This is a genomic window from Rubellimicrobium roseum, from assembly GCF_006152145.1.
GTDB lineage: Bacteria > Pseudomonadota > Alphaproteobacteria > Rhodobacterales > Rhodobacteraceae > Rubellimicrobium > Rubellimicrobium roseum.
Genome location: NZ_VDFV01000002.1, coordinates 188,557 through 202,517 on the forward strand (window position 1 = coordinate 188,557; position 13,961 = coordinate 202,517).

Below are 13,961 nucleotides of genomic sequence, written 5' to 3' on the forward strand. Positions count from 1 at the left end.
CCTGCCGGGGTGACGCGGGGCAGCCGCCGCTCAGCCCAGCGCGTAGCCCGCACCGCGCACGGTGCGCAGCGGGTCGCCTCCGCCTTCGGCCATGAGCGCCTTGCGCAGGCGGCCCACATGGACGTCCACCGTGCGGGTGTCCACGAAGATGTCGCGGCCCCAGACCCGATCGAGGAGCTGCTCGCGCGACCAGACGCGGCCGGGCTTCTCCATCAGCACCGCGAGGAGCCGGAACTCGGTGGGGCCTAGCTTGAGCACCTTGCCGTCGCGCGTCACCCGGTGCGTCTCGGAGTCGAGCGTGATGTCGGCGTATTCGAGCACCTGCCCCACCGTCGAGGGCCGCACACGGCGGAGCTGGGCGCGCACGCGGGCCAGAAGCTCGGCCACGGCATAAGGCTTGGTCACGTAGTCGTCGGCCCCGATCTCCAGCCCCCGCACGCGGTCGACCTCCTCGGAGCGGGCCGACAGCATGATGACCGGAAGCGCCCGCGTCTCGGGGCGGGCGCGCAGGCGGCGACATATCTCGATGCCCGAAACGCCGGGCAGCATCCAGTCGAGGACGAGCACGTCGGGCGGGTCGTCGCGCAGGGCCGCGAGCCCTTCGTCGCCATCCGAGGCCTGGGTCACCCGGAAGCCTTCGGCCTCCAGGTTGTAGGCCAGCATCTCGCGCTGGGCGGGCTCGTCCTCCACGACCAGCACATGCGGCGCCAGCGAGGGTCGGCTCACGGTGTCCCCGCCTCCGGCGCCCCCATGAAGGCCGTGCGGTCACCCTTGGGCCGCTCGTCGTGGGGCTTCTCGCCCGTCACGACGTAGACGACCTGCTCGGCCATGTTGGTCACGAGGTCGCCCATGCGCTCCAGGTTCTTGGCGATGAAGTGGAGGTGCATGGAGGCGGTGATGGTGCGCGGGTCCTCGAGCATGAAGGTCAGGATCTCGCGGAAGAGCGCGTTGTACATCTGGTCCACGCTCTCGTCGCGGGCCAGCACCTCGCGCGCGAGGCCCGCGTCGCGGCGCACGAAGGCGTCGAGCGTGTCGCGCAGCATGCCCTGCACCTCGCGCGCCATGCGGCGGAGCGAGGCGTCCGCGCCCTCGATGCCGCGCGCCTCGGCCAGGACGCCCACGCGCTTGGCGATGTTCTTGGCGTAGTCGCCGATGCGTTCGAGCGCGGCGGCGAGACGCAGGACCGACAGCAGGATGCGCAGATCCGCGGCCATGGGCGCGCGCAGCGCGATGGTGCGGGCGACCTCCTCGTTGATGTGCTCCTCGAGCCCGTCGATGGCCTTGTCGCCGGCGCGGACGCGGTCGGCGGCCTCGGTGTCGCGGGCGGCCAGCGCGTCGGCGCCGTGGAGGATCGCGTCCTCGACGAGGCCCCCCATCTTGAGGATGGCGGCCTGGATCGCCTCGAGGTCGCGGTCGTAGGACTTGAGGATGTGCTGCTCGTTCATGGGGCGCCTTCTCAGCCGATCCGGCCGGAGATGTAGGATTCAGTCCGCGGGTCGCTCGGGTTGGTGAAGATCTGCCCGGTTTCGCCGTACTCCACGAGGTTGCCCAGGTGGAAGAAGGCGGTGCGCTGGCTCACGCGGGCGGCCTGCTGCATGGAGTGGGTGACGATCACCACCGAGTAGTTCTGCTTGAGCTCGTCGATGAGCTCCTCGACCTGCGCGGTGGCGATGGGGTCGAGCGCCGAGCAGGGCTCGTCCATCAGCAGGACCTCGGGCTCGGTCGCGATGGCGCGGGCGATGCAGAGGCGCTGCTGCTGGCCCCCCGAGAGGCCGGTGCCGGGCGACTGGAGCCGGTCCTTGGCCTCGGTCCAGAGCGCGGCGCGGCGCAGAGCCTTTTCGACGATCTCGTCCAGTTCGGCCCGGTTCTTGGCCAAGCCGTGGATCTTGGGCCCGTAGGCCACGTTGTCGTAGATCGACTTGGGGAAGGGATTGGGCTTCTGGAACACCATGCCGACCTTGGCGCGCAACTGCACCGGGTCGACGCGGCGGTCGTAGATGTCCTGGCCATCGAGCGCGATGGTGCCGGTGACCCGCGCGGCAGGGATGGTGTCGTTCATCCGGTTGAGGCAGCGCAGGAAGGTGGACTTGCCGCAGCCCGAGGGGCCGATGAAGGCCGTCACCAGCCGGTCGCCGATGTCCACGGACACGTCCTTGAGCGCGTGCGCCGCGCCGTAGTGGACATTCACGCCCTGGGCCCTGATCTTCACTCCGTCCACGGCCGCGGCCCTTTCGAACAGTCGCATGTCATTCATGATGTAGCTCCTTACCAGCGGCGTTCGAAGCGGCGACGCACCAGAACGGCCGCGAGGTTCATGAGGAGAAGGAAGACGAGAAGGACGATGATTCCGCCCCAGGCCCGCTCGTAGAAGGCGGGGTCGGCGCGCTTGGCCCATTCGTAGATCTGCGCGGGCATGGCCGAGTTCGGGGAGGTGAAGCCCTCGACCACGCCGCCGGGGTAGTTGGAGGCCACGAAGCCGACCATCCCGATCAGCAGGAGCGGCGCCGTCTCCCCCAGGGCGTGGGCCATGCCGATAATGGTGCCGGTCATGATGCCCGGCACCGCGAGCGGCAGGACGTGGTGAAACACCGCCTGCATCTTCGAGGCCCCCACGCCCAGCGCGGCGTCGCGGATCGAGGGCGGCACCGCCTTGAGCGAGGCGCGGGTGGCGATGATGATGGTGGGCAGCGTGAGCAGCGTGAGGACGAGGCCCCCCACCAGCGGCGCGGACTGCGGCAGATGCGCGAACTGGATGAAGACGGCGAGGCCCAGGATCCCGTAGACGATGGAGGGCACGGCCGCGAGGTTGGCGATGTTGACCTCGATGAGGTCGGTGAGGCGGTTCTTGGGGGCGAACTCCTCAAGGTAGATCGAGGCCGCGACGCCCAGGGGCAGCGACAGTCCCAGAACCACCAGCATCATGTAGAAGGAGCCGATCATGGCGACGCCGATCCCGGCCTCCTCGGGCCGCTTCTCGGAGGCGTCGGCACCGGTGATGAAGTCGAGGTTGAGGCCGCGGGAAACGAAGCCCGCGTCGCGGAGCTGGTCCACGACGTCGAGATGCACGGGGCTGAGGTTCCGGTCGTCGGCCAGGCTCTCGCGCGTGACGCGGCCCTTGACGTAGCCGTCCACCCGCGAGGCGGCGAGGAGGTCGAAGGTCACCGTCTGCCCGACCAAGGACGGGTCGGCGAGGACCGCCTCTCGGAGCTGGGCGGCAGCGCCGGAGGAGAGGATGTCGGTGAGGTCGCCGGCGTCGAGTTCGGTCTGCACGCCCGCATCCGCGACGACGCGGGCGAGCGAGGCCTCGATCAGGTCGTTGTAGCCGAAGGTCGAAACCTCGCCGATCACGGCCGGATCGCGGGTCCCTTCGGGGTCGAGCTCGGATTCGAGAAGCTCGATGGGAAGCGTGACCTGGGTCTGCGTGAAGGCGCCCATGCCGTTCCACAGGATGGAGCCCAGGAGCAGCACCAGGAAGATCAGGCCGACGAGCAGCGCGCCGAGCCCATAGGCGCGGAAGCGGGCCTCGGCCCGGTTGCGGGCGCGGGTGCGGGCGTCGGTCTCGAGGATCGAGCGGCTCGGGCTGGGAGTGACGGGGATGGCCCCGGCGGCGGGGAGGTCGGTCATTCGTACTGCTCCCGGTAGCGGCGCACGATCCAGAGCGCGAGGATGTTCAGGCAAAGCGTGACCACGAAGAGGGTCATGCCGAGGGAGAAGGCCACCAGCGCCTCGGGCGAAGTGAAGTCCTGGTCGCCGGTGAGCTGGCTCACGATCTTGGCGGTGATCGTGGTCATCGCCTCGAAGGGGTTGAGCGAGAGCCGCGCCGCGGCGCCGGCGCCCAGCACCACGATCATGGTCTCGCCGATCGCGCGCGAGGCGGCGAGGAGCACGGCTCCCGCGATGCCCGGCAGCGCCGCGGGCAGGACGACCTGGCGGATCGTCTCGCTGGGCGTCGCGCCCAGGCCCAGCGAGCCGTCGCGCATGGCCTGCGGCACAGCGTTGATGATGTCGTCCGACAGCGAGGAGACGAAGGGGATGAGCATGATGCCCATCACGAGGCCTGCGGTGATGACGGCCGTGCCGCCCTGCATCCAGCCCAGGCCTCCGTCACCGAAGACGACGAGGAGCGCAGGTCCTACCGTCAGCAGCGCGAAGAGGCCGTAGACGATGGAGGGGATGCCGGCCAGGACCTCGAGCATGGGCTTGGCCCAGGCACGCACGCGCTTGCTGGCGTATTCCGACAGGTAGACGGCCGAAAGGAGGCCCAGCGGCACCGCCACGAGCAACGCGATGGCCGAGATATAAAGAGTGCCCCAGACGAGCGGCAGGATGCCCAGCTCGGATCCGCCCCCGAAGGACGGGCTCCAGGTCGCGCCGAAGAAGAAGTCGGAGGCGGGATAGACCTGGAAGAAGCGGATCGTGTTGGAGATGAGGGCCAGCACGATGCCCACGGTGGTCGCGATGGCGACCAGGGCGGCGGCGATCAGGAGGCCCTGGATGGCGGTCTCGACCTCGTTGCGGGCCCGCAGGCCGGGCGTGATGCGGCGGAGCGACCAGGCGGCCGCTCCCAGGGCGATGGCCAGCACGAGAACCGTGAGCGCCCAGCCCGAACGCGCGCTCAGCACGTCGTAGCGCGCCGCGGCGGCCAGGGTGGCATCCGACACGTCCTGGCCCACGGCGACGCCGACCTCGGCCAGGCGGTCCCGCAGGCCCTCGGCCTGCACGGAGCTCACATCCTCGCCCAGCCGCACGAGCCCATCGGCCACGCGGCGCACGTCGCTCATGAGGAGGGAGATCTCGCCCTCCTGCCCCGCCATCAGTGGCGCGACCATGCGGTCGAGCACGAAGGGCGCGAGGGCGGTCCAGAGCGCCAGCATGATGAGCGAGGGAATAAGCACGGCCATGGCCACGTTCCAGCCATAGGCGCCGGGCAGCGAGTGCATCGCCCGTAGGTTGCCGCCTGCGCCGGCGAGCGCACGCCGGCGCCCCAGGGCATAGCCCAGGGCGGCGATGAGGAGGACGAGGAGGAAAAGCCAGCCAAGAGGCATAGGGATCACTCGAATGGGAAAAGGGGCCGGCGTGCCGCAACGGCGCGCCGGCCCCGGGAGAGCGTCAGATCACTCGGCCGGGGCGGCCATCGCGGTCTCGTCGGCAACCGTCTGCTGAACGGACGCCAGTTCGGGGTCGGAGACGAGGCCGTACTCGGCCAGCGGGCCGTCCGGACCGGCGAGATCGTCGGAGACGAAGAACTCGACGTATTCCTTGAGGCCAGGGATCACGCCGATATGGGCCTTCTTGACGTAGAAGAAGAGCGGGCGCGAAACCGGGTACTCGCCGGTGGCGATGGACTCGGTGGACGGGGTCACGTCCGACATTGTCGCGACCTGCAGCCTGTCGGTGTTGTTCTCGTAGAAGGCCAGGCCGAACACGCCGATGCCGGTCGGGTTGGCTTCGAGTCGGGCGAGCGTCTCGTTGTAGTCGCCGTCGATGTCGTTCGACACGCCGTCGGTGCGCAGCGCGAGGCAGGCGTCCTCGGCCGCGTCCTCGTCCATGCCGGAGGCGACGAAGGCTTCCAGGGCGCCGGTGGCCTCGCAGCCCGCGGCCATGACCCGCTCCTCGAACACCTCACGGGTGCCGTGCTTGGTGCCGGGGATGAAAGCAAGGATCTCCTGGTCCGGCAGGGCCGGGTCGATCTGCGACCAGTTGGTGTAGGGGTTGGCCACGACCTGGCCGTCCTGCACGACCTGGGCGGCCAGGGCGTTGAACCAGTGCTCGGGCGTGAAGGCGAAGGCGGGACCGTCCTTCTGGGACGCGAAGACGATCCCGTCATAGCCGATGCGGACCTCGATGATGTCGGTCACGCCGTTGGCCTGGCATGTCTCGAACTCGCCCGCACGCATCGCGCGCGAGGCGTTGGCAATGTCGATCTGGTTTTCGCCCACGCCCTCGCAGAAGCGCGCGAGGCCGGCGCCCGAGCCGCCGCCCTCGACGACCGGGGTCGGGAAGTCGAAGTTTTCGCCAAAGGCCTCGGCCACGATGGTGGCATAGGGCAGGACGGTCGAGGACCCAGCGACCTGGACGTTGTCGCGCGCGAGCGCCGGCGTCGCCGCGAGGACGAGCGCGAGGGCCGTGGCCGGGTGTTTCACGTGAAACATGGGGGAAGCTCCTGTTTGTCCCTTGTGGGCCGGAGAGGCAGGTCGCCGGCCCTTGGGAGCACTCCCTAAGGCCGCACAGCGATGCTCATGTAACAGCCATGTAATAGTTTCATGACAAATGACGCTCCGAGCCGCCGATGGAGCGACACTGACCCTAGGTCATCTGCGCTCTCCGGAAGTGAGAGGCCGAGCGTCCGATCTGATTCTCGGGAGACGGCTCGGTCGGGCTCGGCCATCTCCGGCAAGCCGACTCGGGCTTGCGGCCCGAGCAAGGTGCCGGGACCGAAGGCTCCGCTACGGGCGGAGTTGCGGCAGGACCCTCGTCCCGAAGGTGTCGAGGAAGGCGTCCTGGTTGCAACCGACCTGATGGAGGTAGATCTCGTCGAAGCCCAGCTCGACGTAGCGCCCGATCCAGTCCACGTGGCGGTCAAGGCTGGAGGAGACAAGGATCGATTCGGCTACGTCCTCCGGGCGGACGTGGCGGGTCGCCGTCTCGAACTGCTCGGGCGTGCGCAGCTCCCAGTTGACCTCGCCGCCCAGGACGTTGGTGCGCCACTGCTCCCAAGCGCCCTGGCGGGCTTCGTCTTCCGTGGGCGCCCAGTTCATCCCGACCTGCATCACGAGCGTCTTGCCTTCCCCTCCCCCGCGCCGGAAGGCCTCCACGACCTTGCGGACCTGGTCGGGCTCGCCGCTCACCGTCAGGAGCCCATCGGCCCAGCCGCCGACGGCCTCGGCGGTGGCCTCGGTGACGGCCGCGCCCAGCAGGGGCGGAGGCGTCGAAGGGCGGGAGTAGATCTCGGCGTCGACGACGGTGACGCGGCCGTGGTGGGACACCCTCTCGCCCAGAAGGAGCCGGCGCATGATGTCGGCGCATTCCGCGAGGCGGGCGTTGCGCTCGGCCTTCTCGGGCCAGACGACCCCCATGACATCCTCGTTGAGCCGCTGGCCGCTGCCCAGCGCCAGCCACACACGGCCGGGGAACATCTCGGCCAAGGTAGCGACCCCCTGCGCAAGGATGGCCGGATGGTAGCGGTAGCCCGGCGCCGAGATCGAACCGATGGGAAAGGCCGTCCGCGCCAGCGCGGCGCCGAGCCAGGACCACGCGAAGCCCGAGTGTCCCTGTTGCCCGCCCCAGGGACGGAAATGGTCCGAGCACTTGGCGGCGTCGAAACCCGCCCGCTCGGCTGTCTCGACGAGGCGCAGCAGCTCGGAGGGCGGGAACTGCTCGTGCGAGGCGTGATAGCCGATACGGGCCATGGTGTGTTCCTCCTGACGACCGGACAAACCCAAGGCCATTCCGGCCGGTTCCGAGCGCAAGGACGCGCAGGCCCGACGGCCCTGCCCCACCCGTCCCTTGGCGAGCCGCCACCCTGCGTTCCGGTGTGCCCCCTGCTTCAGCAGCCCAGGAGATCGGTCGGGCCGGCAAGGCAAAGCCGGTCGCGGCCGCTGGCCTTGGCGCCATACAGGGCGGTGTCGGCGGCCCCGATCCAATCGCGATGCGTGGCGCGTCCGGGGGGCCAGACGGCCACCCCGCAGCTTGCCGTTACCTGGCCGACCGGCAGGTCGAGATCGCGGACCGCTCCAAGAATCTCCTCGGCGACGCTTCGGGCGCGATCGGGCTCGGCCCGGCGCAGGAGCAGAGCGAACTCCTCGCCGCCCAGGCGTCCCAGGGCGTCGCCCGGCCCCAGGCGTTCCTGGAGCGTCCGGGCCACCTCGCGCAGGACGTCGTCCCCCGCGAGATGCCCGAAGCGGTCGTTCACCGATTTGAAGTGGTCGATGTCCAGCAGGATCAGCGCCATGCGCCGATGGCCACGGTCACCCTGCGTGGCCCGCTGCAGCTCGGCCTCGAAGCTGCGCCGCGTCATGGCCCCCGTCAGCCCGTCCCGCCGGGCCAAGGTGCGCAGTTCCAAGTGCGACATGACCAGCCGGGCGAGGCGCTCCATCATCGCGATGTCGGACGGGCCGAACTGGCGCGCCGCGCCGTCCATCGCGCAGAGGGTCCCCAAGTTGTAACCATCGGGCGAGCGCAGGGGAGTGGCCAGATAGCACCGGAGCCCGGGCTCGCCGAGCACGAAGGGGTTGGAGGCGAAGCGCGGGTCCCGCGTCAGGTCGTCGACGGCCAAGGTCCCGGGCTGCTGGATCGTGTGGTGGCACAGGCTCATGGACCGAGGAATCTCGGTCACGCCCAGCCCGCGGGAGGCCCCGAGCCACTGGCGGCGGTCGTCGATGAAGCTGATCGCCACGCAGGACACCTGAAAGACGGCCTTGGCCAGGTCGACGACATCCTCGAAGTCGGCTTCCGGGTCCGTGTCGAGCACCCCATAGCGCCGCAGCGCCGTCAGACGACCCGGCTCGTCCGTCAGCTTGAGGGTCGAAAGGAAGGGCATGGGACTCCTGAAGCGCGCTAGGTTCGAACGGGCCGGTTCGGGATCGATCATCCTGTCTCTAACCCGTCGCCCCTTGCGAAATCCTTAATGCCCTAGATCGGGACTCTCGCGACTGGCCCCTTTCGCCCGGTCGCGCCGACGGGCCTCCCGCCCGGCCCACGAAGCTGTATGGTCCGGGAGGCCTGGGACGAGGACATGCGATGCCCCATCAACGACACTTGGTCGTCTTTTCCGGCGCCGGCCTTTCGGCCGACAGCGGGATCGCGACCTTCCGGGGGGCTGACGGCCTCTGGGAGAACCACTCCATCGACGAGGTCTGCAACTACGATACCTGGGAACGCAATCGCGAGAGCGTTCATCGCTTCTACAACGCCCGCCGCGCGGCGCTGGCCGAGGTGCAGCCCAACCCCATGCACCGCCTGCTGGCCAATTGGCAGACGCGCTTCCGGACGACGCTGATCACGCAGAACATCGACGACCTGCTCGAACGGGCCGGAGCCCGGGACGTGCTGCACGTCCATGGGGTCCTGAGCGAGATGCGGTGCCTGGCTTGCGGGTCGGTCTGGGACATCGGGCCGAAGGCCTGGGACCCCTCCGAGGAGCGCTGCCCCACCTGCGGGTCGCGGGACCGGGTCAAGCCCAACGTCGTGTTCTTCAACGAACCGGCACCGCTCTACAAGCCCATGTCCGAGATTCTCGGCGCGCTGGGCCGCGACGACGTGCTCGTGGTGATCGGCACGGATGGCGCCGTGGTCCCGATCGGGCAGATTGCCGAGCGGCTGCCGTGCCGCAAGGTGCTCAACAACCTCGAACCCGTGGCGCCGGAGAACTTCGTGCCCGGGATGGTCATGCCCCGGCAGTTCGACCGCACCCTCTTCAAGCCGGCCGCGAAGGTCGTGGGCGAGCTGGACGAGATTGTGACGGGGTGGATGGCCGCCTGGTCGGGCTCGGGGCTCTGACAGGGCCAGCCGGGCTTACTGGGCAGCGGGACCGGGCTCCGCGCCGCGCACGTGGTCGAGCACCTGGCCGAGCTCGATGGAGATGTGAACCTCGCCGCCCTCCATGCGCAGCCGGGCGCCGGCCCGGCTGACCAGATGCAGCAGGGCGGTGTTCTCGCGCAGGCAGACGAGATCGGCCGTGCGGAACCCGCGCGAGGCCAGGAGAACCAGCCCTTCCTCGAAGAGCGCGCGCCCGAGGCCACGGCCCTGATAGCCATCCTCGACCGAGATGGCGACCTCGACATGGCCGGGCGAGGTCGCATAGGCCTCGAGCACGGCGCGGACCGCGCCTTCCTCGACGAGTTCGAGCACCAGCTCGGGATCCGCCCGGTCGGCCAGCCGGTCGAGCGCCTCGGTCGAAGGCTCTCCCAGGAAGCGCAGGCGCCGCGAGCGCGGGCCGAGGCTCCGGTAGTGCACCTTCAGTTGCGAACGGAGAAGGCTCAAGTCTTCATGCTCGTCCAGAAGGCGCAACGGATAGGGACATGGTGAGAGCAGTGCGGCGCCGGGCATGGTCTGTCGTGGACCTGGGAGGATGTCGGATGTTCGTCAGATAAGGTGCCGCGCCAACCGCCACAAACGCCGATTCCGCAACGCAGCATTGCCTTGGAGATATGGCTGCCGGCCAAGCGGCGGGCCCCCGGATATAATTCCGTCAGCAGGTCCGAGCCGTGCAGGTCCGGTGGAGGGTCCTGTCGGCGGTAGAACCCGGTCGCTTCAGCCTGCACCCGGCCTTCTGACTTCCCTCGCCACCCGGGCCGCGACGGCTCGGCGCCCCTCACAGGGACTTCCCAGGGTTCCATCTTCATGTCTATACATGAAACGCCAAGCCGCTTGTCCACCTGCGGTGCGCAGGAGGCATGGCGCCGTCCGGCCTACGAGGAGCGGACCATGACCGATGTGACGCTTTGGACCAACGCGCGAATCATGACCGCCGATGGAAGCATCGGCCGCACCCCCGCGCCCGGCGCGCTGGAGGTCGAGACGGCAGGCGGGCGGATCACCGCCCTGGGCCTGGCGCTGCCCCGGTGCGGCCAGCGAGTCGTCGACTGCGAAGGGCGGCTTCTGACGCCTGCCCTTCTCGACTGCCACACCCATCTGGTTCACGGGGGCGATCGCAGCGCTGAGTTCGAGATGCGGCTGGACGGCGCCAGCTACGAGGAGATTGCCCGGGCCGGCGGGGGCATTGCCTCGACCATGCGGGCGACGCGGGCGCTGGACGTGGAAGGGCTGGTCGCGGCAGCGCTGCCCCGGCTCGACCACCTGCTGGCCGAGGGCGTGTCGACCGTCGAGATCAAGTCGGGCTACGGGCTGTCGGTCGAGGCCGAACTCGACATGCTGCGCGCGGCGCGGCGGCTGGCAGAGCGGCGCCCGGTGCGGGTGCGCACCACCTGGCTCGCCGCCCATGCCCTGCCGCCCGAGTACGCAGGCGATCGCGAGGGTTACTTGCGCGAGGTGGCGATGGCGGGGCTGGAACGCGCGGCAGCCGAGGAACTGGTCGACGCCGTGGACGCCTTCTGCGAGGGCATCGCCTTCGCGCCCGAGGAGATCGCGCCACTCTTCGACCTCGCCCGGCGGCTCGGGCTGCCGGTCAAGCTCCACGCCGAGCAGCTCTCGCATTCGGGCGGGACGGCGCTCGCCGCGCGCTTCGGGGCGCTGTCGGCCGACCATCTGGAGCACGCGACCGAGGAGGATGCCGCGCGGCTGGCCGCCGCCAGGTCGGTCGCGGTGCTGCTGCCCGGCGCCTTCTACCTGCTGCGCGAGACCAAGGCGCCGCCCGTCGCGGCCTTTCGCGCGGCCGGAGTGCCCATGGCGCTGGCCACCGACTGCAACCCCGGCACCTCGCCCCTGACCTCACTGCTGCTGGCGATGAACATGGGGGCGACGCTGTTCCGCATGACCGTGGCCGAATGCTTCCTGGGCGTCACCTCCCATGCGGCGCGCGCGCTGGGACTGTCGGGCCTGACGGGGCAAATCGCGCCGGGCCTGTCGGCCGACCTCGCGCTCTGGGACGTGGAAAGCCCGGCGCTCCTCGTCAACAGGATCGGCTTCAACCCGCTCCACGCCCGCATCTTCCAGGGAGAGATCGCCCCATGACCCCTGCCCTCCTGACCCCCGGATCGGTGCTCCTGCCCGATCTGGCCGCCGTCTACTGGCAGGGGCGCAGGGCGCGGCTCGATCCTGCGGCACTTGGGGCGGTGGAGCGCGCGGCCCGGCGCATTGCCGAGGTCGCAGCGGGCGGCGCGCCGGTCTACGGGGTGAACACCGGCTTCGGCAAGCTCGCCTCGATCCGGATCGAGGCGGCGAACCTCCAGACGCTCCAGCGCAACCTGATCCTGTCTCATTGCTGCGGTGTGGGCGAGCCGCTGCCCGAAGCGGTCGTGCGCCTGATCCTGACGCTCAAGCTCGTGTCGCTCGGGCGCGGCGCTTCGGGGGTACGGATCGAGGTGGTGCGCCTGCTGGAGGAGATGCTGGCGCGCGACGTGGTTCCGATCATCCCCGAGAAGGGCTCGGTTGGCGCCTCGGGCGATCTGGCCCCCCTCGCCCACATGACGGCCGTGCTGATCGGCGAGGGCGAAGCGGTCTTTGCCGGGCGGCGGATGGCGGGACGGGCGGCGCTGGAGGCGGCCGGCCTCCAGCCCGTGGTGCTGGCCGCCAAGGAGGGGCTCGCGCTCATCAACGGGACGCAGGTCTCGACGGCGCTGGCGCTGGCGGGCCTGTTCCGGGCCGAGCGCGCCCTGCGCGCGGCGGTGGTGGCCGGGGCACTGTCCACGGACGCGGCGATGGGCTCCACGGCGCCCTTCGCGGAAGGAATCCACGCGCTGCGCGGCCATCGCGGGCAGATCGACGTGGCGCAAGCGCTGCGGGCGTTGCTCGACGGATCGGCCATCCGCGACAGCCACCGCGAAGGCGACGAGCGGGTGCAGGACCCCTACTGCCTGCGCTGCCATCCGCAGGTCACGGGAGCCTGCCTCGACCTGCTGCGGCAGGCGGCGACCACGCTGGAGATCGAGGCCAACGCCGCCACCGACAACCCGCTGGTGCTGGAGGACGGCTCGGTCGTCTCGGGCGGCAACTTCCACGCCGAGCCCGTGGCCTTCGCCGCCGACCAGATCGCGCTCGCGGTGGCGGAGATCGGGTCCATCTCGCAGCGGCGGACCGCCTTGCTGGTGGACCCGGCGCTGAACTTCGGCCTGATGGGGTTCCTCACGCCCGAGCCGGGCCTGAACTCGGGCCTGATGATCGCCGAGGTGACCACGGCCGCGCTGATGAGCGAGAACAAGCAGCTCGCCCATCCGGCCTCGGTCGACTCCACGCCCACCTCGGCCAACCAGGAGGACCACGTGTCCATGGCCTGCCATGGAGCGCGGCGGCTCCTCGCCATGACACAGAACCTTTACTGGATCGTGGGGGTCGAGGCGATGATGGGCGCGCAGGGGATCGAGTTGCGGGCGCCGCTGCGCACCTCGCCGCGGCTGGAACGGGCGTTGGCGGCGATCCGAGCCCGCATCGCCCCGCTGCGCGAGGACCGCTACATGGCGCCCGACATGGCCGCCGCCGGCGCGCTGGTGGCCGAAGGCGCGCTGGAGGCCACGGGCGCCGACCTCCTGCCGGGGCTCTCCTGATGGAGCCGGTGGTCGTCCGGCGCGGCGCAGGGCCACTGATCCTGAGCCTACCCCATGTCGGCACCCACCTGCCGCCTGCGGTGGCTGACCGCCTCAACGACGAGGGGCGCGTTCTGCGCGACACCGACTGGCACGTCGATGCGCTCTACGAGGGCCTCCTGCCCAAGGTGACGGTGGTCGCCGCCACCCACCACCGCTACGTGATCGATCTCAACCGCGACCCTGCGGGAGGCAGCCTCTATCCCGGCCAGACCACCACCGGGCTTATCCCCGAGGCCACCTTCGACGACGTGCCGATCTGGCAACCGGGTCAAGAGCCCGCCGAGGCGGACCGGGCGCTCTGGCGCGAGCGGGTTCACCGCCCCTACCACGCCGCGCTCGCGGCCGAGATCGTGCGCGTGCGGGAAAGTCTCGGGGTGGCGATCCTCTACGATTGCCACTCGATCCGCTCCGAGATCCCCTGGCTGTTTCCGGGCGTCCTGCCCGACCTCAACATCGGCACCGACGGCGGGCGGACCTGCGCACCCGCGCTGGAGGAGACCGTTGTGGCCGTGGCCCGCGCCTCGGGCCGGAGCTGGGTGCTGAACGGCCGCTTCCGGGGCGGCTGGACCGTGCGCCACCATGGCCGCCCCTCCGAGGGGGTCCACGCCATCCAGATGGAGCTGGCCCAAGCCTCCCATCTCGCTGCCGAGTCACCCCCCTTTGCGCTCGACCCCGAAAAGGCCGCCGCGCTGCGGCCCGTCCTGACTGGGATCCTGTCGGCGATTGTCGCGCTCGCTCCCTCGCTCGCCCGAACCTGAA

At 70.2% G+C, this 13,961-nt stretch carries 13 protein-coding genes; 4 read left to right on the forward strand and 9 right to left on the reverse strand.

Annotation, left to right across the window (positions count from 1 at the left end; all coding sequences use genetic code 11):
* Window positions 1-30 precede the first annotated feature (30 nt).
* The 8 genes from phoB to FHG71_RS03370 all read right to left on the reverse strand — a co-directional run bounded on the left by phoB (window position 31) and on the right by FHG71_RS03370 (window position 8,539).
* Entirely contained in the window at window positions 31-726 is a 696-nt protein-coding gene (phoB, locus tag FHG71_RS03335; protein WP_281281937.1) for a phosphate regulon transcriptional regulator PhoB, read from the reverse strand.
* Entirely contained in the window at window positions 723-1,445 is a 723-nt protein-coding gene (phoU, locus tag FHG71_RS03340) for a phosphate signaling complex protein PhoU (RefSeq protein WP_139080194.1), read from the reverse strand. Before phoU ends, phoB begins: the two co-directional genes overlap by 4 nt.
* Window positions 1,446-1,456: 11 nt before the next feature.
* Window positions 1,457-2,254 carry a phosphate ABC transporter ATP-binding protein PstB gene (gene pstB / locus FHG71_RS03345; RefSeq protein ID WP_139080195.1) on the reverse strand — a complete coding sequence of 266 codons (798 nt, stop codon included), beginning with the start codon at window positions 2,252-2,254 and terminating at the stop codon, window positions 1,457-1,459.
* A gap of 11 nt (window positions 2,255-2,265) precedes the next feature.
* A complete protein-coding gene (gene pstA, locus FHG71_RS03350) occupies window positions 2,266-3,624 on the reverse strand; it encodes a phosphate ABC transporter permease PstA (protein WP_139080196.1) in 1,359 nt (452 codons plus the stop codon).
* Window positions 3,621-5,045, reverse strand: a complete 1,425-nt coding sequence (gene pstC, locus FHG71_RS03355; protein WP_139080197.1) for a phosphate ABC transporter permease subunit PstC — start codon at window positions 5,043-5,045, stop codon at window positions 3,621-3,623. The genes pstA and pstC overlap by 4 nt, the downstream gene beginning before the upstream one ends.
* 69 nt (window positions 5,046-5,114) lie before the next feature.
* Window positions 5,115-6,152 (reverse strand): substrate-binding domain-containing protein, encoded by a 1,038-nt coding sequence (locus FHG71_RS03360; RefSeq protein ID WP_139080198.1) that lies wholly within the window; start codon window positions 6,150-6,152, stop codon window positions 5,115-5,117.
* Window positions 6,153-6,446: 294 nt separating this feature from the next.
* On the reverse strand, window positions 6,447-7,409 hold the full coding sequence (locus FHG71_RS03365) for a TIGR03885 family FMN-dependent LLM class oxidoreductase (RefSeq protein WP_139080199.1): 963 nt from the start codon (window positions 7,407-7,409) through the stop codon (window positions 6,447-6,449).
* Between the two features lie 137 nt (window positions 7,410-7,546).
* A complete protein-coding gene (locus FHG71_RS03370) occupies window positions 7,547-8,539 on the reverse strand; it encodes a sensor domain-containing diguanylate cyclase (protein WP_176559265.1) in 993 nt (330 codons plus the stop codon).
* Between the two features lie 200 nt (window positions 8,540-8,739).
* On the opposite strand from FHG71_RS03370, the gene FHG71_RS03375 reads away from it, so the two are divergent.
* Window positions 8,740-9,498, forward strand: coding sequence for an SIR2 family NAD-dependent protein deacylase (locus FHG71_RS03375; RefSeq protein ID WP_139080201.1), 759 nt, complete (start codon window positions 8,740-8,742; stop codon window positions 9,496-9,498).
* Between the two features lie 15 nt (window positions 9,499-9,513).
* Here the strand turns inward: FHG71_RS03375 and FHG71_RS03380 are convergent, their stop codons facing one another.
* Window positions 9,514-9,981, reverse strand: a complete 468-nt coding sequence (locus FHG71_RS03380) for a GNAT family N-acetyltransferase (RefSeq protein WP_176559266.1) — start codon at window positions 9,979-9,981, stop codon at window positions 9,514-9,516.
* A gap of 444 nt (window positions 9,982-10,425) precedes the next feature.
* Between FHG71_RS03380 and hutI the strand changes: the two genes are divergently transcribed.
* The 3 genes from hutI to hutG are packed head-to-tail and all read left to right on the forward strand — an operon-like array spanning window position 10,426 to window position 13,960.
* The gene (gene hutI, locus FHG71_RS03385) at window positions 10,426-11,631 is read left to right on the forward strand and encodes an imidazolonepropionase (protein ID WP_139080203.1); all 1,206 of its coding nucleotides are present in this window, start codon (window positions 10,426-10,428) and stop codon (window positions 11,629-11,631) included.
* The gene (gene hutH / locus FHG71_RS03390) at window positions 11,628-13,160 is read left to right on the forward strand and encodes a histidine ammonia-lyase (protein ID WP_139080204.1); all 1,533 of its coding nucleotides are present in this window, start codon (window positions 11,628-11,630) and stop codon (window positions 13,158-13,160) included. Before hutI ends, hutH begins: the two co-directional genes overlap by 4 nt.
* The gene (gene hutG / locus FHG71_RS03395) at window positions 13,160-13,960 is read left to right on the forward strand and encodes an N-formylglutamate deformylase (RefSeq protein ID WP_139080205.1); all 801 of its coding nucleotides are present in this window, start codon (window positions 13,160-13,162) and stop codon (window positions 13,958-13,960) included. Before hutH ends, hutG begins: the two co-directional genes overlap by 1 nt.
* The last annotated feature ends 1 nt before the right edge of the window (window position 13,961 follow it).